Source organism: Kibdelosporangium banguiense (genome assembly GCF_017876405.1).
In the GTDB taxonomy this organism is placed as follows: Bacteria; Actinomycetota; Actinomycetes; order Mycobacteriales; family Pseudonocardiaceae; genus Kibdelosporangium; species Kibdelosporangium banguiense.
In genome coordinates, this window is sequence record NZ_JAGINW010000001.1 from 5,429,773 (window position 1) to 5,450,275 (window position 20,503).

At 65.8% G+C, this 20,503-nt stretch carries 18 protein-coding genes; 12 read left to right on the plus strand and 6 right to left on the minus strand.

Annotation, left to right across the window (positions count from 1 at the left end; translation table 11 throughout):
• The first annotated feature begins 4 nt into the window (after positions 1 to 4).
• From JOF56_RS25730 to JOF56_RS25745, 4 genes are read left to right on the plus strand one after another with little or no spacing between them, the layout of a single operon-like run.
• Complete coding sequence (locus JOF56_RS25730; RefSeq protein ID WP_209642073.1) at positions 5 to 1,828, plus strand: dynamin family protein; 1,824 nt, start codon at positions 5 to 7, stop codon at positions 1,826 to 1,828.
• The gene (locus tag JOF56_RS25735) at positions 1,825 to 3,348 is read left to right on the plus strand and encodes an ATP-binding protein (RefSeq protein WP_209642074.1); all 1,524 of its coding nucleotides are present in this window, start codon (positions 1,825 to 1,827) and stop codon (positions 3,346 to 3,348) included. The genes JOF56_RS25730 and JOF56_RS25735 overlap by 4 nt, the downstream gene beginning before the upstream one ends.
• The gene (locus JOF56_RS25740; RefSeq protein ID WP_209642075.1) at positions 3,326 to 6,166 is read left to right on the plus strand and encodes a dynamin family protein; all 2,841 of its coding nucleotides are present in this window, start codon (positions 3,326 to 3,328) and stop codon (positions 6,164 to 6,166) included. The genes JOF56_RS25735 and JOF56_RS25740 overlap by 23 nt, the downstream gene beginning before the upstream one ends.
• A 59-nt stretch (positions 6,167 to 6,225) precedes the next feature.
• The gene (locus JOF56_RS25745) at positions 6,226 to 6,666 is read left to right on the plus strand and encodes a hypothetical protein (RefSeq protein WP_209642076.1); all 441 of its coding nucleotides are present in this window, start codon (positions 6,226 to 6,228) and stop codon (positions 6,664 to 6,666) included.
• Positions 6,667 to 6,837: 171 nt separating this feature from the next.
• On the opposite strand, the gene JOF56_RS25750 is transcribed toward JOF56_RS25745, so the two are convergent.
• The gene (locus tag JOF56_RS25750; RefSeq protein WP_209642077.1) at positions 6,838 to 7,164 is read right to left on the minus strand and encodes a hypothetical protein; all 327 of its coding nucleotides are present in this window, start codon (positions 7,162 to 7,164) and stop codon (positions 6,838 to 6,840) included.
• A gap of 162 nt (positions 7,165 to 7,326) precedes the next feature.
• On the opposite strand from JOF56_RS25750, the gene JOF56_RS25755 reads away from it, so the two are divergent.
• The 5 genes from JOF56_RS25755 to JOF56_RS25775 all read left to right on the plus strand — a co-directional run bounded on the left by JOF56_RS25755 (position 7,327) and on the right by JOF56_RS25775 (position 11,319).
• Positions 7,327 to 7,545 carry a hypothetical protein gene (locus tag JOF56_RS25755; RefSeq protein WP_209642078.1) on the plus strand — a complete coding sequence of 73 codons (219 nt, stop codon included), beginning with the start codon at positions 7,327 to 7,329 and terminating at the stop codon, positions 7,543 to 7,545.
• Complete coding sequence (locus tag JOF56_RS25760) at positions 7,542 to 7,691, plus strand: hypothetical protein (protein WP_209642079.1); 150 nt, start codon at positions 7,542 to 7,544, stop codon at positions 7,689 to 7,691. The genes JOF56_RS25755 and JOF56_RS25760 overlap by 4 nt, the downstream gene beginning before the upstream one ends.
• 114 nt (positions 7,692 to 7,805) lie before the next feature.
• On the plus strand, positions 7,806 to 9,098 hold the full coding sequence (locus JOF56_RS25765) for a tetratricopeptide repeat protein (RefSeq protein WP_209642080.1): 1,293 nt from the start codon (positions 7,806 to 7,808) through the stop codon (positions 9,096 to 9,098).
• 3 nt (positions 9,099 to 9,101) lie between these two features.
• On the plus strand, positions 9,102 to 10,256 hold the full coding sequence (gene alr / locus JOF56_RS25770) for an alanine racemase (RefSeq protein ID WP_209642081.1): 1,155 nt from the start codon (positions 9,102 to 9,104) through the stop codon (positions 10,254 to 10,256).
• Positions 10,249 to 11,319, plus strand: a complete 1,071-nt coding sequence (locus tag JOF56_RS25775; protein WP_307855257.1) for a D-alanine--D-alanine ligase family protein — start codon at positions 10,249 to 10,251, stop codon at positions 11,317 to 11,319. The genes alr and JOF56_RS25775 overlap by 8 nt, the downstream gene beginning before the upstream one ends.
• A gap of 23 nt (positions 11,320 to 11,342) precedes the next feature.
• Here JOF56_RS25775 and JOF56_RS60210 read toward each other — a convergent pair whose 3' ends face one another.
• The 5 genes from JOF56_RS60210 to JOF56_RS25790 form a co-directional block, all read right to left on the minus strand.
• On the minus strand, positions 11,343 to 12,260 hold the full coding sequence (locus JOF56_RS60210; RefSeq protein WP_307855258.1) for a helix-turn-helix transcriptional regulator: 918 nt from the start codon (positions 12,258 to 12,260) through the stop codon (positions 11,343 to 11,345).
• Complete coding sequence (locus JOF56_RS58245; RefSeq protein ID WP_245378398.1) at positions 12,241 to 12,828, minus strand: hypothetical protein; 588 nt, start codon at positions 12,826 to 12,828, stop codon at positions 12,241 to 12,243. Before JOF56_RS58245 ends, JOF56_RS60210 begins: the two co-directional genes overlap by 20 nt.
• A complete protein-coding gene (locus JOF56_RS58250) occupies positions 12,801 to 13,814 on the minus strand; it encodes an AAA family ATPase (RefSeq protein ID WP_245378399.1) in 1,014 nt (337 codons plus the stop codon). The genes JOF56_RS58245 and JOF56_RS58250 overlap by 28 nt, the downstream gene beginning before the upstream one ends.
• A gap of 120 nt (positions 13,815 to 13,934) precedes the next feature.
• A complete protein-coding gene (locus JOF56_RS25785; RefSeq protein ID WP_209642083.1) occupies positions 13,935 to 14,636 on the minus strand; it encodes a DUF2306 domain-containing protein in 702 nt (233 codons plus the stop codon).
• A 61-nt stretch (positions 14,637 to 14,697) separates the two neighbouring features.
• On the minus strand, positions 14,698 to 14,967 hold the full coding sequence (locus JOF56_RS25790; protein ID WP_209642084.1) for a hypothetical protein: 270 nt from the start codon (positions 14,965 to 14,967) through the stop codon (positions 14,698 to 14,700).
• 915 nt (positions 14,968 to 15,882) lie between these two features.
• Between JOF56_RS25790 and JOF56_RS25795 the strand changes: the two genes are divergently transcribed.
• The 3 genes from JOF56_RS25795 to JOF56_RS25805 all read left to right on the plus strand — a co-directional run bounded on the left by JOF56_RS25795 (position 15,883) and on the right by JOF56_RS25805 (position 20,468).
• A complete protein-coding gene (locus JOF56_RS25795; RefSeq protein WP_209642085.1) occupies positions 15,883 to 18,315 on the plus strand; it encodes a VWA domain-containing protein in 2,433 nt (810 codons plus the stop codon).
• A 149-nt stretch (positions 18,316 to 18,464) separates the two neighbouring features.
• Complete coding sequence (locus JOF56_RS25800; RefSeq protein WP_209642086.1) at positions 18,465 to 19,409, plus strand: DUF4407 domain-containing protein; 945 nt, start codon at positions 18,465 to 18,467, stop codon at positions 19,407 to 19,409.
• A gap of 3 nt (positions 19,410 to 19,412) precedes the next feature.
• Positions 19,413 to 20,468 carry a hypothetical protein gene (locus tag JOF56_RS25805; RefSeq protein WP_209642087.1) on the plus strand — a complete coding sequence of 352 codons (1,056 nt, stop codon included), beginning with the start codon at positions 19,413 to 19,415 and terminating at the stop codon, positions 20,466 to 20,468.
• The last annotated feature ends 35 nt before the right edge of the window (positions 20,469 to 20,503 follow it).

Below are 20,503 nucleotides of genomic sequence, written 5' to 3' on the forward strand. Positions count from 1 at the left end.
CTCGATGAGTTTCTTCTACACCACCGGACAGCACCGATCGGAGATCGAACGCAGACTGGATCTCGTGTCCGAGCGGTTGCACCGTTTCACCGATCTGGACAAGCAATGGTCCGCGCCGCCGGCACTGGAGTTCGGCGCGGCGATCGAGCAGATATCGCGGATCCAGGAGCGGTATCACGAGCCGTTCCGGCTCGCCGTGGTCGGCGAGTTCAACGTCGGCAAGAGCACCCTCATCAACGGGCTGCTCGGCCTGCCCGGGACCCTGCCGGAAGGTATAGTCCCCACGACAGGTGCGGTGACCGAACTCTGGCACGGCAACGGAACCGGCACCGTTGTCTCAAGCGAAGGCAAGACGTTGTTCGAGGGTTCGCTCGAGGACGCGCGGGAATACTGCGACCAGCGGACCGAACAGGGACACCAGGTCAACGGCCTGGGCACGCGGGTCATCCTGCGAGCGGACTCCAGCCTGCTGGAGAACCTGGTCATCATCGACACACCCGGGCTGGGCGCCAACGTTCTGGACGACCAGGTGACGTTCGACGCGCTCCGCATCGCAGACGCGGCTCTGCTGGTACTCAGCGGACTCCAGCCCGGTGGTGAGGACTCGTTGTTGCTGTCGGAACGTCTGCGCGCCGCGAACCGCAAGCTGATCACCGTGGTCACCAGGATCGACCAGGTCGCCGACGAACTGGACACGGTGTACGCCTCGGTGACCAAGGAATTCGGCGCAGTGTCCACAGGTGACCCGATCGGCGTCTACTCCCCGGGGATCTGCCGTGCCTTCACCGATCTGAAGCAGGCGGAGGAACTGGGCGACGATGACTTGGCGCAGCAGGCCAGGCAGCAGCTGACCGACTTCGGGTACACCCGGCTGCGGGAGGTTCTGACCGACACCTTCATGCTGGGAGACGCCGGTACCCGACGGGCACTGACTGCCCTGACCGATCTGCGCACCATCGTGCTCGGACTCCAGGATGACACGGAGGCTGAGGCCCGCGAGGCGAGAAAACAGGCCGCACAGCTGACGCAGGACATCTCCGAACTGGACGCACATCTGCACAACGTGCTCACCAACAAGGAGATCTTCCTGCGTGCGAAGGTGGCCGAGGTCGTCGACGAGCACGTCGGTGACCTGATGAACCGGCTGTCGGAGGCCTCGGACGCGTTCATCATGAGCCTCGCGGAGGGCCGGTTCACGCTCGGACTCCAGGCGCTGGTGGGCAAGATGTCCCAGAGGCAGCGTGAACGGGTCGAGCGGCGGCTCGCCGACGATTTCGAGGACATCTTCCCCAGGTCCAACTACGACATGACGGTCCGGACGATCGCGGTGCGGCTACGCCCGTTGATGGAACTCGAATGGCGGGAGGCCATCACGCTGTTCCAGATCAAGGCGCCTGACATGGTCAACATCGAGAAACTCACCCGGAAACTCGCCGAGTCCACGGGCTCGATGGTGCTCAGCGGAACCAGCCAGCTCGCCGCGGCGGTTGCATTGCTCTTCGTGCCGGGCGCGCAACTCATCGACGCGGCGATCCTCGTCGGCGCGAGCGGAGTACGCACTGTCCAGGGCCAGAAACTGCCCAAGAAGATCGCGGCGATCCAGCAACAGACCCGGATCCGTCTGCAGTCGGAACGGGCCAAGCTCTGGATCGAGCTGACCGAGACCTTCCAGGCCGCCAACGCCGAAGTGGCCGAGACGATCAAGGCGCCGGTGGTGGCCCGCCGCACCGCCCGCCAGCAGCAGGCGGCCGAGGGCGTCGAGCTGGCCGACCGCTGGGCCCAGGTCGCTGACGACCTCGGCAAACTGGCTCGTGAGGAGCAGACATGATCCGCGCCGAGATCGCTGCCGCGACGGCCGCCTTCGCCACCGCCGGGATCGGCGGAGCCGATGCTCTCGCGGAACTCACCGGTTTCCTGAACGCCCCGCCCACGGTGCTGGTCGCCGGGCTCAAGGGGACCGGCAAGACGCGGGTGGTCCACGCGCTGGCCGAAACGATGCCCGATGTGGTGGTCGTGGAGCGTGGCCTGCATGACGTGCCCGCTCTCTGGGACGTCCTGGTGCTGCTGACCCCGGCGGACCGGGTGTTGTCCCAGGCCGAGGAATCCTTGGTGCGGCAGGCCAGAAACCGTGGCCAGGTGGTCACTGTCCTTGTCACACGGGCGGATCTGTTCGGCGCGGACCGTGACAGTGCGGTCGACGAGATCGAGCGTCTGCGCCTGGCTCCGCGGCTTCGGCCTCTCGGTGTCCGATGGCGGTTCGCCGGTCGCGAGGACAACATAGCCGGTCTTGGCGTGCGGGACCTGCTGGGCACGGATCGCGAGGCTGGGCACGAGCCCGCCGTCCGGGCCGCGTTCAGAGAAATTCTTGACTCGGCCGTCACACAGCTGTCCGCACGCGTGCCGACCCGGGACGAAGAGCGGGCCGCGCTTGCCGAAGCCGGTGCGCAACTGTCGCTTGTGGAGTCTGCGCTGTCCGCATTGCCGGCGAGTGCCGCGACGCGCGTGGCTGATCGCCTCCTCACCGCAGAGACCCGGGTACAAGAGGCGGCGCACGCCACTGTGCCCCAGGCGGTTGTGTGGGTCTCGGCGATGGGGGTAGGTCCGTGGGAGCCGGTCATGAGCTCACTCCGGGAAGCCTGGTCGGATCTGCAACGTACTACAGCGGATGTCGTCGAGCTGGAGCGTGAACACTTTCAGCAAGAAGTCGGCAGGCTCAGCACCAAGATCCGTTCGGTGGCGGCCGCGCTGGCGATCTCCCTGACCGGCGAACACAAACCACAGCCTCAATGGAATGCCACAGACGCCCCGGACGCCGATTTTGTGGCCTCCATGGACCTCGACGGAGTAGAGCACGCCCTCAAACAGATCTGCCAGGCGGAGGTGGACCGGCTCGCCAAGACGCAAGCGGAGGGACAGCAGGACTGGAAGATCGATCCCGCCCGCCTGCGCCCCAAGCGGGATCCCGCCGGCCAGGAGAAGCAGAAACCTGGCCGCGCGATCAAACGGCGTTTGCGGGACCTCGGTGGTGAGTTGCGGCAGTACGGCGAACGGTTTGTCACTGAGGCGGATTCGTTGCTGGCTCCCAAGTTCGTCGACAACGTTTCGCACGAACTGGTTTCCGCTGTCGACCGGCTTCTCGGCGTCAGGTACGCCGCCCTGGTGGTCGGACTGCGAAACATAGTCCGCCGTGCCGCGCTGGCCGAAAGTACTGCCGCAGCGGAAGTTCTGCGTTCCCATGTGGACGATATGGCCGCTGAGCTGTCGGACCGGCACGCCTGGAGCGCTGGATATGACGAGATCCTGCGTGTGCGTCAACGCATCGGGGGTGAGTCGGCTGAACCTGTTTGAGGCGCCGCCTGTCATCCGGACCACCACTTTGCGGCAGAACGCGTTGGATGCCGCGCAGGCAGCAGAGCTGGATCTGATGCTGCCCGTGGTGGAGATGCGCACGATCGTGATCATGGGCACACCCCAGGCCGGCAAGACGACATTGACGAAAGCTCTGCAGGGGCTTCTGGCCGGCCTGCGGCTACGGGTGCTCGACGTGTCCGGAGCGCAACTGCCCGAGATGCCGGGCGACGATCCGGTTGTCATCTATGTGATCCAGAGCCGGGGGCGGACCGAAGACGACGCACTGGCCCTGGAACAGCTGCGCCGCCACCGCGTGGCCGTGGTCCAGAACATTAACCGCGACGAACTCACGTACGTGCGATCGGACGTCGAGATCACCCCGGCGGCCGGGACGACCCTCGGCTACGTGGTCCCGCTTGCCCTCGATGCCACCGGCCCCGGAGAAGCCGAACGTGCTGTCCTCCTGTTGATCATCGCCCGGCTCCTGGATGACGACCGGACCAGAGTGACGGTCGACCAGTTGTCGAGGGCGGCGTTCCAGAGACAGGCCCGGCTGCGGGAGGTACTGACCAATCGGCTGGCCCGCGTGCGCAGGACGGCCCGGCACCGCAGCATGGAGTCGGTTCTCGATGCCGTTGCCGACCTGACACGGATGGTCACCGACCGGCATCTGGCCGATGCGGTGGACGCCGCGTTGAACCAGCTCATCGCACACCCGAAAGACCTCGCCGACGCCTCCGGCGAGGTCGCCGACAGCCTCAGTGCGGCAGCCAGTCAGCTCGTGACCGAGTACAATGTGTACGCCTTCACGCGCGGAAACCGTTCTGCTGCAACCGGTCCGCACTCCGAACTGGCCGGGCCATATGTACGAGTTCGCGAGGAACTGCTCGGCTGGCTCGGCAATGTCGTGAACGCGGGTGAAGTCCTCAACCTCACCGATGACGAACGGAAACTGTTCGGCAGGCACCAGGCGGTCATCGAGAGCGACCGGGTCGAGATCGCCCTGCTGGGCCAGTTCTCGTCGGGCAAGTCGGCCCTGGTCAACACCATTCTCGGATTCGGTGTCAACGACCAGGACCGGACGTTCCTGCCGACCAGTCGGGCCGTCGAGACCGCCATCCTGACCCGTGTCGCGCACGCCGACAGGCCGAGTTCCTCTGCCACATGGCTTTCCGCGGTGTCACTGACGTTCTTCGAACGGCTCGACAGTGGCAAGGTCGGCAGCAGAGACGCGTACCGGGTGCGGGAGCAGGAAATCGAAGCATTCCTCCGCTGGATGGACAACGGCGACATCGACTTGGGTGACTGCGTTGTGTGGCCGTCGCAGGAGGAGTCCGCGACCGCGCAGGAACTGGTGCGGGAACTTCGTGCGTGGCGGGAGGCCACACCTGCCAAGACCGCTTTCGTCTATGGCGAGGAGCATCCCCTCGGGCCGTGGTTGCCCGACCGGCCGATCGCCGAACGTGCCGAGGTACAGCGGTTCCGCCGGCCCGCTCCCGTCACATGGACGCCCTCGACCGGTCTGGGGGAGTTGTTCGAGGCCGCGAAGCGTCCGGAGCACGCCCTGCGCATGGAATGGCTCCAGGTCGGTGATCCCCATGATTTCCTCCAGCATGCGGCGTTCCTGGACACGCCGGGAACCGATGCCCCGATCCCGCACCACCGCACAATTGCGCGCAGCATCATGCAGGAGCGGTCCCTTCCCGTGATCTACTGCTTCCCGGCAACCCACGCGGCGGCCAAGGAGGACCGGGAAAACCTTATGTACCTCGGTTCCAGGGGCGTCGGCGGGACCGGCCTGGCGCGATTCTTCTTTGTCATCACACAGAAGGGCGCGGTCGCCCGGACGGAATGCGACCAGATACGCGGGGCTGTGCACAGACAGCTGACCTCGCTCGGGATCGGTGAGCGGAAGGTGTACTTCACCGAGGTCCTCGCCGAACGCAACCAGGAGTTCCGTGATCTCGTCACGGATCTGGGCCAGTTCATCAAGCAGAACCGCGCGGCGCTGGTCGAGAGCTGGATCGACGACGCACAGGTGCTGATCGGCAACGTCCGGGACCGGGCTGAGCAGGGCCTGGCCGCGATCGACGCGTCTGCCGAGGAGAAGCGCAGGACTATCGAACGGCTGAACGCCCAGCAGGCCGCGCTGGGGCTGATCGCAGCCCGGTTCGAGACCCAGGACCGGCCGTGGGCCGTTGCCAGGCTGGCAGGCGTTCTCGCCGACGGGCCGGGACAGATCACCGAGACCATCGAGAACCTGGGGACGAAGGACGAACTCGCTGCCCCGGACCTGGCGTCCACAGTGGCCACCAAGATCTCCGATACCGACGCCAGAGTCCGGAGCAGGATCGAGAATCTGCGTTCCGGCCTGGTGGCCCGCGTCACCGCCCAGGTCGCGGAGGAACTCCCTGCCCGGACGATGACGTCGCACGACTGCAAGATCCCGGATGCCCTGTTCAGTTCGGCGGGCGTGCAGATCGCGGTCGAACGCCAGGTATGGCGCCCGATCTACCGCCGGTTCTTAGGTGGGAAGAAGCAGGACACCGAAGCCAATCGCGAACGGATTGCCAAGGCGTGGGAACTTTCCCGCGACAGTGGGAACACCACCGCACGTGCCGGACTGGACGGCACTCTCGTCCATCTGACCGCGGACCTCCGGCGGATCAGCGAGGCGATCACCGCGGATCTGGACGCCATGCGCAGCCCACCCGAATCCAAGGACGAACTGCTGGAGGCCACGCACGAGGCCGTCCGCTGGATCGACCGGCTTTCGGTGCTGAGGAACCGCTATGAGAGGAGCCAGGTGGAATGAGACCGATGTCCGAGACGAATTCCCAGGCCGCGGAACTGCTCGGCGGTGCCGTCGCGGAGGTGGCCAAGCTCGCGTTGGAACCGGCCTTTGCCCCGTTCAAGGAAGAACTGGCCAAGGTACGCACGGCCCTGTCACAGACACTCAAGGCGCTGGAGGAAAAAGCCGCCGCCCTGGACGACGCGGCGAAGGACAGCAGCGACGCGGTGCAGCGCTTCAGCCCGGCACTCAGGCAGATCGAAGTCGAACGGACACAGTGGAACGAGCAGTCGGACGCACTTCGGATTGAACTGACACGCATTGCCGAGCAGTTGGCCCCATTGCCGGAAAGAATCGGCGGTGTAGTGCGGGATCACCACAGCCTCGGCTCGCTGGCCACTCACATTGCCGACAACCAGAAAGCGATGGCGGTCCAGATCAATCACCTACGGCGTCTGGTGCTCTGGGGCTTGCTTGTCTTCACCGTACTGTTCGTTGTCATAGGTGTCCTGGTGATTCGCTGATCGCGACTGGCCACTATGGACGATTCAGGCCGGATTCCGGTCTGTTCGCGACGGTGCATATCGAAGATCGTCCGGTGTTGATCAAGGCGGGGATGCTATTTGGCGCATTGTCAATGCCGTGGCGGGAAACGTGCATCGTCGCTGTCGCCTGTCGGGCGACTTGGTTTCCGATCAGTCGGGTGATGTTCCGTCACGCATTCCGTCACCGAGGCGGAACATCTCCTCGGCCACCGCGACTGTGTCGGTGAGCAGGGTGTCCAGCGCGGTGCCGTCGCCGGGTGGGGACCAGCCCTGGCTGATCAGCCATAGCCGGTCGGCGTTGTCACGCAGCCGCACCGCCAGTTCGGCCAGTGCTGTGCGGTCCGCGGCCGCCGCGACCAGCGCCCTTGCCCGGTAGGCCGCCTGTCTGCAGGCGGCCGAGCAGTACCGTCTCGGTCGTCCTGAATTCGCGACCTGAATTTCGGTACCGCAGCTCAGGCAATGGTGGCTTTTTGTCACCGTGCCTCGGTGGCGAAACTCCGCCGGTTCTTACTTTGTGTATTCGCTAACACCGCCTCATCAGGCGATACGTGCTTTATTGACCGGTCGGGCCGGTCGGTGTGTACTGAGTCGGCAGCACCAGGAAACACCGCAATTCCCGATTCCTGAGGAGCTTCCCGCATGTCCACCGCATATTCCTGCACCTCGATCGTGGTCAACGGCGGGCCGCACGACGACCAGCCCGACACCGGCAGCCTGGTGCCCACGATGAGCCGGATGTCGACCAACCAGAAGGGGCTCATGTCGCAGATCGACTGGTCGATCAGGAGAGGCCAGGACCGCTCGGCGTGGGACGCCAGGCTCAACCCGATGTTCAAGCGGTCACCGAGGACGTCGTGACCGACGGCGCGCGGCAGACGACAGGGAGCATGGCCCTCGTCGGCGCCTGGGACGTCCCGGCCAACCTCCAGGTCGGTGCCGGGGTCACTGAGCCAAGGACCCCGGCGGACAAGGTGTCCATCTGGAAACCGGTACCCCTGCCGTAGGGCACAGGGCCGGCGCTGTAGCACAACCGTGACACGTTGATCACGGCTTGCGGAAATCGTCCCGCCACGGTGAACGCATACGTGTTCGTTGGCCCTATGGAAAGGAGCAATTCCTTGGCTGCTGGCGGGAATTGGAATCGGCGTTCGGCGTTACGGGCCATGGCCGTGCTGGCCGGTACCGCCACGACCGCGTCAGTGCTGGAGCCGGCCATGGCACAGGCCACTCCCGGCGGTGACGCGGACGCACTGTTCAAGGCCGGGAAGTTCGAGCAGGCCGGCCGTGCGTACGAGGAGATCCTGAGAAAAGACCCTGCGAATGTGCAGGCGGCGCGCCAGCGCGGCTATGTGGGGCTGCTGGCCAACAAGTTCCCCGACGCCGAGAAATACCTCAACATGGCCGTCACGCTGGCGCCCGGCGACAAGGAAGCCCATCGGCTCCTGGGCGACTGCTATGTCCGGCAGGACAAATTCTCTCTCGCCGCACCACACTGGCAAGCGGCCGGCGAGGAAGGCTACGCCAAACTCTTCGCGGCGTTCCGTGGCGAGCCGTGCCAGGTCCATGGCGATATCGGGCGACTGCCATGGAAGCAGATGGACCCGGCACCACTGGTGGAGGTCTCGCTCAACGGCGGGCCGGCGAAGAAGTTCGCGTTCTACACCCGGGTCGGCGGCGTGGGCATGTCGGCGAAGGAAGCCGAGGAGGCCGGGCTGCGCGCCGTGGCCGAGATCAAGCTCGACTATCTCGACCCTCCCCGCACGATGTATCTGGGGATACTGGAATCCTTCAGGCTGGGCGGCATCGAACTGCGCAACATCCCCGTGAGCTGGTCGGACGACGACGAGCCAAGCCTGACCGGCGGGGCCGGGATATTCGGCACATGGGTCATGTACCACTTCCTGACCACCATCGACTACGCCGGCCGGTCGCTGATCCTGCGCCGCAGAACCCCTGAAACGGCCGGAAAGGCACGCGCTGACGCCGAACGGGCGGGCGCCCAGCCCCTGCCGCTGTGGATGGCCCATGAGCACATCGTGTTCAGCAGGGGCAGCATCGCCGGTTCCGGCCCACGGGTGATGGGCCTCAACCTCGGCGGACTCGGCGAGATGATCGCGGGCATGTCCGCGGCAACGGCCGAACAGTTGCGGGTCCGCGTCGACTATGACCGTCCTATGGAGACTTCCACCGGGCTCATGCCGGCCCTCGTCTACCCCAGTTACCCCACGGAAGTCCGCCTCGGCAACGCCGTGGCCAAGGACAGCTACTGCCTCGCGAACCAGAAGTCCGCGGACGCCCCGCACGGATTCGACGTGCTGGGCCACTTCTCCCACAGCTTCTTCAAGCCCTACAACGTCACCCTCGACTTCACCGACATGAACCTCTACATCGTCCGCGGCAAGGCCACCTGACGAGTGAACGAGACGATCGCGTCACCGCACGCGCACGCCGTCGTGGACCTGGACGCCGTTGCGCACAACACAGCGCTGTTCACCGCCGCCACAAAGGCGGCGGTGATGGCGGTCGTCAAGGCCGACGGCTTCGGTCACGGCGCTGTGTGGGTGGCGAGGGCAGCACTCTCCTCGGGCGCGACCTGGTTGGGCGTGACGACCTGCGCCGAGGCGTTGCATCTGCGCGCGAGTGGTATCACTGCACCGATTCTCAGCTGGATGCACAGTCCGCTGGAGGACTTCGGGCCCGCGCTACTGGCCAATGTGGATATTTCAGTGTCCTCACGGGAACATCTGAGTGCGGTCGCTGATTGTGCGGCAAGGCTGGGCGTCACCGCCGACGTGCATCTGAAGGCGGACACCGGATTGCATCGTAACGGCGCACGGCCCGAGGAATGGCCTGGGCTGGTGCGCTTGGCCCGCGATCTGGAGATCGCCAGGCACGTGCGGGTGCGGGGCGTCTGGTCGCATCTGGTGGCTGAGGGCATGACCCGATTACAGGTCAAGCTCTTTGACGAGGCGGTCGCCGTCGCACGTGGTGCCGGGCTGCGGCCGGAGATTCGCCACCTGGCGAACTCCGCCGCGGCTCTCGGCGCACCGCAGACCCACTACGAACTCGTCCGTCCTGGCATCGGGCTCTACGGGGTGGAGCCGGATCCACGACATATCTTCGGGTTACAGGGCGCCATGACCCTGCGCGCACGCCTGATTCTCGTCAAGCGCGTGCCTGCTGGCAGTGGCGTCTCCTACGAGCACGACTACGTCACTGACCGCGAAACCACGCTTGCGTTGGTGCCATTGGGATACGCGGACGGTCTGCCCTGGGCCGCGGCAAGGCACGCCGAGGTCTCCATCGGCGGCCGCAGGTTTCCGGTGGCCGGCCGGATCGCGATGGACCAGTTCGTCGTCGACGTCGGCGACGCAGGTGTCCGGATCGGTGACGAGGCCGTCGTTTTCGGACCCGGAACCGGGGGAGAGCCCACGGTGGCCGACTGGGCCAGGTGGGCGAACACCGTCCCACACGAGATCATCACCGGAATCGGCCCCCGGGTGGCACGCCGCTATGTCCACGCGTGCGCCCGCCGGGCCGAGGAACCTGAGGAGTCCTTGCGTGTCTGAGCCGAAGATCCGACTTGCCGTCCTGTTCGGTGGGCGCAGCGGTGAGCACGAGGTGTCGTGTCAGTCGGCGGCCAGCATCCTGGCCAGTCTCGACCGGGAACGGTACGAGGTCATGCCGGTCCGGATCGGCCGGGACGGTGTCTGGGCCAGCGTCCCGGCCATGCCTGACCTGCCGGCCATCGAGGAGGTCCTGCAGTGGCAACAGAACGGCTTCCCCGAGACGGGCGACACCACCCTGGCGGGCAGTATTCTCGCCGTCGCGCGTGAACTCACGTTGTGCGACATGGTGTTCCCGGCGTTACACGGCCCCTTCGGGGAGGACGGCGCTGTCCAGGCGATGCTGGAGGGCTTCGGGATCCCGTACGTCGGCAACGGCGTCGCGGCCAGTGCGCTGAGCATGGACAAGGAGTACACAAAGAAGATCGCCGCCTCAGCCGGTCTCGCGGTGGCAGATGGCGTCGTGCTACGCAAGGGGCAGCACGACATCTCCCCGGAGGACCGTGACCGGTTGGGACTCCCGGTGTTCGTCAAGCCTGCCCGCGAGGGCTCGAGCATCGGCGTGTCCAAAGTAGAGGAGTGGGCCGAGTTGCCGGAAGCCCTCGACCGGGCGCGTAAGAGCGACGACAAGGTACTGGTGGAGGCGGCGGTCCCCGGCCGGGAGATCGACATCGGAGTACTCGAACGCCCGAACGGCGCCCTTGAGGTCAGCCCGCCGATGGAGATCCTGCCGACAGGCGAGCACACCTTCTTCGACTACCAGGCCAAGTACGCCGACTCGGCCACCGTGTTCGACGTCCCCGCCACACTCGACTCGGCGACCACCCACGCCATCGGCCAGGACGCCCTGCGCCTGTTCCGCGAGCTGGACTGCTCCGGCCTCCTGCGGGTCGACTTCTTCCTGCGCCCCGACGGAACCAGGATCCTCAACGAGGTCAACACGTTCCCCGGCTTCACCAGTGTCTCCCAGTATCCCCGGATGTGGCAGGCAGCCGGTCTCGGCTACAGCGACCTCCTCAACGTCCTGATCGACACCGCTCTGGCCAACCGGAAAACCCTCCGCTAGTCTGCCAGAACCTTGTCAGCGCCTCAGACTGGCAGATCACGGTCCGGACCGTGCAGGTCGGGGTGGCCCTTGAGTTGCCTTCGCGAGGTCACCCCGAGTTTGCGGAAGATCATGCGCAAGTGAGCGTCGACTGTGCGCTTGCTGATGAACAGCTGCGTGGCGACCTCGTTCGAGGTGGCGCCCGAGGCGACCAGCCGGGCGACAGCCACCTGTTGCATCGTGAGCTTCTCGTAGGCTTGCGTGGATCGATGCTGAACCCGTTGCCCGGCGGCACGTAGCTCGTCGGCGGCGCGTCGGGCGAATCCCTCGGCTCCTGCTGTCGAGAGCAGTTCGTGGGCGGCCCGCAGTTGTTCCAGGCAGTCCTTTCGGCGGCCCTTGCGTCGCAACCACTCCCCGTACAGCAGGTGCGCCCGGCCTTGGTAGGGCAGGAGGGGACCTTCCGCGAGGCACTCGACGGCTTCCCGGTAGTCGTCCTCGGCTCCTGTCACGAGCCCACGGGCGTAAGCCGTGATTCCTCGGCCCAGTGCGGTCCCCGCTGCTTGCGTGCGGTCAGTCAACGACTCCAGCGCTTGCGCGGCCAACGCGGGTTCGTGACATTTGACGGCCGCCTCAACGAGTTCAGGCAGGGCCGCTCCGGTGAGGAAGAGGTCGCCGTGCTCGGTCGCTTCACGGGCCGCGGTCAGGGCAGCGGGGTAATCGGCCAAACCGTTGTGCAGCAGGGCTGCGGTCCAGCGCAAGTTGGTCGCCTGTCCCGTTCCGTCCGGGGCCGTTGCCGCGGTGGCCGTCTGGAAGAGGTCCAGGGCTTCCTCACGACGGCCCCTCATGGCGGCTATCTGCAGCCGGTGGTACACCAGCGGAGGTTCACCGGCCGCGTCGGCGATTGCCTCCTCCTCGGCGGCCGCGGCGAGCGCCAGTCCGAGGTCACCGGCGAGGATGGCCACCAAAGCCTTCTGCGCGAACGCAAGTCTCAGCCCGTGCCGCGGTGAGGACCTCGTCGATGACACCACCGGCGCGACCGACGACCAGGCTCATTTCCAGAGCGTCCAGGAAACAGTCCCGCGCTCGATCCGGATCCAATTTGGACAGCCGTCGCGCCGCGCTCACCGTCGACGATGGGCCGCTGCTGTCGCCGGGACGGGTGAAGGCGATCCGGCTGGCCAGCAGATCGACGCGCGCACGTTGGAACTCGTCCAGCGCGGCGGTGTCGATGGTCGCGAGGAGGTCTGCCGCCCGGTCAGTGGCACCCGCCTCGATGCCTGTCTGCACCGCGGTCAGCGTCCGTTCGACACGGCGTTCAGCGTCCAGTGACAGCGCGACCGAGCGTTCGAGGAACGCGGCCGCTGCCGCGACACCTCCGCGTGACCGCGCCCGCGACGCACAGCGCTCCAGGTCGGCCGCGACGTTCTCATCCGGGCCGACGCTGGCCTGTGCACGGTGCCACGCGCGTCGGTCCGGGGCCGTGAGCGGGTCGGTTACGTCGGCTAACGCGCCGTGAGCCGCACGACGCACACCGTCCTCCGCAGCGCGATAGACCGCCGAGCGCGCCAGCGGATGACAGAAGCGGGTGCGCGCCGCGAATTCGACCAGCCCTGTGGCGGCCGCGGCACGCTCGCTACCGGCACGTCGATGCCCAAGGCGTCGGCGGCCGGCCACAGCAGGCCAGGATCGCCGGTCGGATCCGCGCTGGCAACAGTCAGCAAGAGCCGCGCGTCGTCCCGCAGACCGGCCAGTCGCGCCCGGAAGCCGTCTTCGATCCGGGACGGCACTGTGGACGCTGCGGGCAGGACGAAACCACCAGCCCGCGGTAGTTCGAGCAGCGCGAGGGGATTGCCGTTCGCCTCGGCGACGAGCCGGTCACGGACCCGGTCGTCGAGCGGGAACGGATTACGCACGGCCAGCAGAACCTTGGCGTCCTGGTCACTCAACCGGCCGACGTTCAGCCACGGCAGCTCATTCAATCCTTCTACAGTGGACTGTGAACGAAGCGCGAACACCATGGCGACCGGGTCAGCCGCGACACGACGCGCGAGAAAGGCCATTGCCTGCGACGACGCCGCGTCCAGCCATTGCGCGTCGTCGATCACGCACAACACCGGCTGTTCACCGCTTACTGTCGTGACGAGCTCCAGAATCGCCAGGCCGACCTGAAAAGGGTGGGGTTCCCCGTCCGACAAGCCGAACGCGATCCGCAACGCGTCGCGATGCCGGTCAGGCAATGCGGTGAGGTGCGCCAGGATGGGGATACACAGCTGGTGCAAGGCGGAGTACGGCAGCTCCTGCTCGAACTCCGCCCCAGAGGCCCGAAGCACGCGGAAGCCGGAGGCCGCTCGTACCGCATGCTCCAACAGGGTGCTTTTGCCGATGCCGGCCTCGCCGCCGAGCACCAGCGAACCGCCCTGGCCCGCACGCGCAACGCCGATGAGCTCGTCGACACGACGCTTCTCACCGTGCCGGCCGACCAGCGGCAGTTCGGTTTCGGGCGTTGATGTCACCATGCTTCGACGCGGCTGACCATGCCGCTCATCCTACAGTTGACAAAGTCATACACGCCGGAGGCGGCGAGCGACCCGTCACCAAGCACGACCAGAAGCGAGTCCCGTCAAAGCGGTCTTCTGTCACTTTGTGGCATAGCCGGGTTCGGGAGCCTCGGTGACCGTCGCATGGCGGGACCGCGGCGCGCGGATACGCTGGATGATGAAGTACTCGGCGACGAGTATGCTGCCGAGCAGGGACATCCAGGCGCTCACGGTGTAGACGTCCTTGTACTCCAGCCAGGTGACCGAGTTCATCAGTGCGAGAAGCGGCAACTGGTAGAGCCGCAGGGGCACAGCGGCGAACGTGAGTGTGTAGTTGCGGATCGTCCAGATCCGGTGTAGCGCCACGTCACGCCGCCGGATCGCGCGGTAGGCCTTCGCAGCGGTGTACAGCCACGCCACGATCAGCACGAAGAAGGCGACCTGCAGCGGGAAACCGCTCTTCGTCACCGCGGACGAGTACACCGCGGCCAGCGCGGCGGCGACGACCGCGATCAGATAGACCCGGCCCATGACCCGGTGCGAACGGGGAAAGCGGGCCCGCAGTCTCGGTACGAACTGCCACGGACCAGTGATCAATGCGATTCCGGCGGGCACGGCGTGAATCACCAGGCTCGTGTAGTACCCGGGCGTGATCCTGTCGATGTTCGGAATAGTCGTGCCTCCGGACAGGTACGGCGGTACGAAATAGCCTGCGACAGCGAGCGCCAGCACGGTGAGGGACCCCCACAGCAACCACCACCAGCGTTTGCGGACGGTCCGTGACATGACTGCTGTGGACATGCGTGTACTCCCACTTGATTTACAGGATTGAGTGAAAAGAAGCGCGCAAGTGCGGCGATCATCAGGAGGCGGGGGTCGTCGGGTAGTGCGGTCGCAGGCCGGCCGCGAGCACGCGGTCGAGCATCCGGTCGGGCATGACGCGGCTGAAGCCGATGTTCGCGGCCGATTCCGTGCCGATGGCGTAGCGCGTGCGGGACCGGCGATCGGTCACTGCCCTGGCGACGACTTTGGCGGCCTTCTCGACAGCCAGGCCCTTTTTGACGTTGGCGCCCAATCCGCCCGACGCCCCCGTCACGACGACCAGTTCCCGATGTTGAGATGACGTTGTCACCTGGGCGAGTCTGCCTCGACGCCGGCCCACGGCTCATCGGCATTCATTGCCTATCTCGTGGCTGCTAGGCATCTCACAGCCAGTCGTGTTCGCGTGCGTACCGGGCGGTTACTCGTGTCGCGCAGATCATGCCGGGAGATTCCTCGGGATTTGTTGCGGTATCCCCCTCTGTTTCGTGGTATCCGGTAGCCTGCCGTTCTCGATCCGGCTGAGTTTCCGCAGCGTCATGCGTGGCTCGTTGCCGACCTGCTTACGCAATCGTTTGAGCCTGTGCGGCAGTTCCCGCCGTGATAGTTCGGCGTTCGTGGAACCGTCATGGCGGCACTCCTGGCATTGCGGGTATGTGGGCGATGCCGGGCACGCCAGATCTGCCTGAGCCCAGGGTGACCAATTGTCGACATACCCGGGCAGGTGGTGCAAGCCGGGCCATCTGTGGCCGTATTCGCCATCTTCATTCCAGGTGACATGTCAGTCACGGACGAGTCACGGGTGACTGTACGTGAACAGTGTGCTGCCCAATGTGTGGCCGCTTCGGCGTTTTCCCAGGTGAGCGCTAGAAGTGTGATATTGCGGCAGAACTGTCGTCCATGCTGCGAGAAGCGTTACCTGTCATTGTTGAAGAACTGGTGGGTAGTCACTCGGATGGCGTATCCAGGAACTGTGTCAATCGTCGCGGCGCGGTCTTGTGTATCGGTTGTCAAATGATGCGTAACGGTCTTCTTTGGCTGCTCGATGCATGGGCAGACGTCCTTTCATTGAAGATTGCCTTCGGGGCTGACAAGTACGGAGTGGTGCTGGTGGTCGTTCATCACTCTGGCCTTGTAGAAGGGGTACGAGCACGGCTGGTTGTGGAGGCGGGCGGGCCTTGTGCGAGTTGATGTTTTGTCCGGAACGAGCGTGGATTGGCTGAGCCGCATGGCATTTCGGGGACAAAAACTGACGTGCCGGCTGATGGCGGCGTTGTGTATGGGGTCGCTGTTCCCCTTGGCGGCGGGCGCCGCTGCGCAGGAACAGGCGCCATCGCTGCCGGCGCTCCAAGTTGTCGTGCTGGTCGACGAATCGGGAAGTATCGGTGAACCCGATTTGGAGCGCGAGAAGGAAGCCGCGAGAACGATCGCATCCAGCGCGTTGGCTCCCAGTTCAGTGGTATCAGTGGTCGGCTTCGGCAGTTCCGAGAGGCCAGGGCAGAGCGCGGTCGACGTGGTGTGCCAGCCCACGCGTGTCGATTCGGCACAGAAACGGGACTCGCTGGCCAAGTGCGTCGACGGTCTGCACAAGCGGACAGATCAAGAGGGCGATGGCACGGACCATGTTGCCGCGTTGCAGCAGGCCGTTGATTTCGTGCGGGCGGGCGGACCGGAGAAGAAGGTCGTGTTCCTGCTGACCGACGGCAAGCTGGATGTCTCGGCGAGCCCGGCCTGGGGAGACCGGCCGGATCGCCGCAATGGCGCGGCGGCGGCGAAGGTCAGGGACGTGCTGACCGACCTGGATCGGGCCGGCGCACAGGTGTGGCCATTCGGTTTCGGCTCGGTGGACATCAGCGCCCTGGGCGGGTTCGCGAAGGGCAAGAGTTGCACGCCCGCCGCGCCTGATCCGCGCGAGCAGGTCGTGCCGCCGTCCGCCGACCTGACCGCGGCGGTGCGGGATGCGCTCAGTTCGGCGAGTTGCGTCAAGTTCGGCCCGCTGGACACCGGCCGCGTTCCCTCAGGTGGTTCGACCGATCTGCACGTTGACATTCCCGCTGTGGCAAGCGATGCGTCGATCGTCGTGTACAAGCGCGATCCGCGCGTGCAGGTCGAGTACCGCGCGCCGAACGCGAGCAAGCCGGCTCCGGAGGCGGGTGGCTCGCATTTCGAGTTTGCCGGGCAGACGACCGGGACGGAGTCGCTGCGCATCACCGATCCCGAACCGGGGCAGTGGACGATCCACCTGTCCTCGGCGAACATCCCCGCACAGGACGTGGCTGCCACCGTGGTCTTCCAGGCAGCCGTCAAGGCCTACCTGACCACCAGTGCCCCGCAACCGGCCGCGGGACAGACGGTTGATGTCAACATGCAGGTGTGGGCGCGCGGCCAGGCCGTCACCGACGCGCAGACGCTGCAGGACCTGACGTTCACCACGACCTTGAGTGGCAACGGTTTTCCGCCACAGCAGGTGACCCTCTCCGATCCGGACCACGACGGCGTGTTCGCCGGACAGCTCAAGGTCCCGGATGACGCCGCAGGTGACCTGACCTACACCGGCCAGGTCAGCGGAATCGGAGTCAGCGGCGACACCAGAGTGCTGTCGACCAAGGTGCAGAAGGGAGCCTCGGCCGTCCAGGCTCAGATCCTGTTCGATACCAACAGGGCGACGGTCACTCCCGGCGGCGTCGTCAGCGGAACCGTCTCGATTCTCAACAACTCGGGCAACCCGGCTCGCCTGCGGCTGCGAATCGATGATCTCTCGGCCCGCACCATGATGACCGTCGATCCGGCCGCCTTGCAGGCGGCGCCGGGCTCCAGCGAAACCCGCTTCACGTTGAGGTTCGCGCCGGAGACCGCCATCGGCACAAGCGGAGCCACGCTGCGCCTCGTCGAGGACGCCGATCCCTCGGTGGTCGTGACCGAGAGGCTGTTCGCCACCGAGGTCTCGCCGGAACCAGGACTGTTCGAGAAGTTGTTCTGGGTCTGGATGGGTGTCGCCGCCCTGCTGGCGATCGCATCTGTCTGGGTGTTCGTGAAGCTGCGTGCCCGCAACGAGGCCAGGAAAGTGCGTGGGCTGACCGTACAACTGTGGCGTAGTGGCGTTCTCGTCAGCGAACTCGCACCGCGCAACCCGAACAGCAAGGTCTTCGGGTTCGTCCAGCTTGAGGAGTTCACCGGTCCGCAGCTCCAGCACGCCGGCCCGGGCGAGCCTCGCGTGTACCAGGTTCGCCGTGCCGCCCACGGTATCCGTCTGAATTCTCCACAGCGGAAACCGTTCCTGGTGGCCCCCGGCGAGCACCACGAGATCGACAGTGCTCTGTCGATCGTCGTCCTCGACCAGCGCCGTGAGATCGGTGGTGGCGCTGTTCCCGGTGCGCCCACGGACCCGTTCGCGGGTTCCACCATGGACACATTTGCGGGTCCGGCCACGCCGGGGCCGCAGATGTCCGCCGCACCGCCGGATCCGCTCATGGGCACCTACGGGGATCCATTCGCCGAGCCGCCTGTCGCGAACGGTTCTCCTGTCGCGCCCGCCTTCCAGCCCGACCCGTTCGACAGCGGACCCGCGAATGGCAAACACCACGACGACACGTCTTGGGCCGGGCAGCCACCCGCTCTGGGCGGCGGTCACTACGCAGACCCGAACAACCCGTTCGCCTGACCGCGAACCTCGACTGTGAGAGGAGTGCAGGGCTCATGAGAGGCATCCGCAGAACCAACGCCTCGACCCGCCCCAGCACGCAGGCTGAAGCGGACAGGGCAGACGAACACCAACGTACCCAGTTCAAGCGCCTGTGCCGGTGGGCGAGAATGTTCGCATTCGCCGAGGCGGCACTCGCCCTGCCGCCGATCTGCTTCGGGGTGCACCTGTCGCCGGCGTTCGTACCGGTCGCTCTTGTCGCGACAGTGCTGGTCTTCTGGTTTGTCAACATGAGGACGGCCGCCGCGGTGGACAAAAACGCGCCGCTGGTTGTCCTGCCTCGGGCCCGTCGCTGGTTCGCCCTGGGCGTCGCGCTGGTCATCACCTACGCGGCCATGTCGTGGGCGTTCGACACCAAGATCGAAGAAGCCCTGCAACCAGCGGCGATTCCAGGCCGTATCACGGAGATCGACAATCTGCAGAAGGAAAAGGAAGCCTTGCGCGGGATCGCCGAGCAACCCGTGCCCACTCCGGACAAGGACGCCGACGTGGGCGGCATCCAGCAGCGGATCGACGTCGCGACCAAGGAGTTCGGCGATGCGAAGCGCGAAGAGTTGTGCGAGCTGGACGGCACCTGTGGTACCCGCGTGCCCGGTCAGGGAAAGGCCTACTTCGAGAAGGTCGCCTACAGCCTCCAGGTGAAGGGGAGGATGGACGCACTGTCGGCAGATCTGGCCTCGGCGAAGAAGGCGGCCGAGAGCCGGTTCGCGCAGCGTGTTCAGGACAAGAGCAGGGCGGTGGACCGCATGGCGGACATCGATCGCCGGCTGCGTGAGTTCCCCGCGAGTTCCGGAGAGAAGCGCAGCTGGCTCGGTGCATTGTGGACCGTCGGTGAGCAACAGGCGTTCTGGATGATCCTGATCTCTGTCGGCACATTGGGTCTGTCTGTCGCCATCGACCTGTCCGGGTTCCGGCTCATCGCCCGGCGGGTCTACCGCCGCACCAGGAACCGTACGGAATTCGCGGACGAGGCCGCCGAGCAGATCGACACCGATCATTGGCATCCGGACGCCAGACCGGTCGCGGATTTCCTTCGAGGCAGAGACGAGCGGTAGCCGATGGATCCCAATGGCAGCAACGACCCGGTATGGACCCAGACACTTCGCGAGGCGATGAACGCCGTCAGGAAGCTGAACAGGCAGATCGGCCGGCACTGGCGGGAATCCACCGACAAGCAGATCCAGTCGGCGTGCGACGACGTCGAGTTGACAGCGGACTTCATCGACCGCTGTTTCAGAACGAACGAGGTGCCTTCCTCGATCACTGACGTGGTAAGGAAAAACGACGACTTTGTCGCGGCGTTCGCGAAGATCCGGTCGACGGCCGACGACTTCGCAGCCACCCTGTTCGCCATCGACAAGGCTGATTCCCGTGACAGGAATCCGTCCGGATCGTACTGCACTCTGGTCGAGCTTCTCAGTGGACTGGCCGACTCCCTGCGGTCGCAGCTGCATGAGGCCATCGAGGCCTTCATTCAGGTGGTCAACCAACAGACGACCAACAATCACAATCATGTGGACGCACGGACGAAGGCGCTGAGCGTCGCCGATGACATCCGAAGCCGGCTCAAGGCACGCCAGCTCATCCACGAGGCCGAACGCGCACGGATCGCCCGGCAGAAAGCAGACAGCGATCGTGGAACCCGTGAGCTCGCGGAGTACTACCTGACACATGCCGCCCAAGAGGGACGGCGAGCGGACTGGTTGCGGACGGGGGCTGCCATCCTGCTGGTCGCGATCACCGGTGGCGCCGTGTGCCTGAACTTCCTGTTCGACGCTGTGTCCGTGGGCGCCGAGCTCGTCCGGTTGTCGGCGACGGTGCCGATCGCGGTCCTCGCCGGCTATCTCGCCAAGGAGTCCTCCAATCATCGGCGGTCGGCCACATGGGCGAATCACCTGGCGATCGCGATGCAGACGCTCCCGGACTACGTGCAGCCACTCGGTGACGACGGAGTCGAACTGCGCCGGCTGCTCGGTCAGCGCGTCTTCGGAGCGGCCATGGACCAGACCACACCGCCTGGGGACGACGGACTGTTCGACGAACTGCCCAGGAAGGTGGCGGACGCACTGAACCAGCTCCGCGACACGATCGAACGACGGGAGAGCCGCCGATGAGAGGCCTTGACCGCCTTGCCCTGCCCGCCCGTCGG

Coding starts and splice junctions, on each gene's coding strand:
- JOF56_RS25755 (WP_209642078.1), top strand. CDS start 7,327: ATGTCCACCGCATATTCCTGCACCTCGATCGTGGTCAACGGCGGGCCG.
- JOF56_RS58250 (WP_245378399.1), bottom strand. CDS start 13,814: ATGGTGACATCAACGCCCGAAACCGAACTGCCGCTGGTCGGCCGGCAC.
- JOF56_RS25730 (WP_209642073.1), top strand. CDS start 5: ATGAGTTTCTTCTACACCACCGGACAGCACCGATCGGAGATCGAACGC.
- JOF56_RS25735 (WP_209642074.1), top strand. CDS start 1,825: ATGATCCGCGCCGAGATCGCTGCCGCGACGGCCGCCTTCGCCACCGCC.
- JOF56_RS25785 (WP_209642083.1), bottom strand. CDS start 14,636: ATGTCCACAGCAGTCATGTCACGGACCGTCCGCAAACGCTGGTGGTGG.
- JOF56_RS25795 (WP_209642085.1), top strand. CDS start 15,883: ATGGCATTTCGGGGACAAAAACTGACGTGCCGGCTGATGGCGGCGTTG.
- JOF56_RS25805 (WP_209642087.1), top strand. CDS start 19,413: ATGGATCCCAATGGCAGCAACGACCCGGTATGGACCCAGACACTTCGC.
- JOF56_RS25800 (WP_209642086.1), top strand. CDS start 18,465: ATGTTCGCATTCGCCGAGGCGGCACTCGCCCTGCCGCCGATCTGCTTC.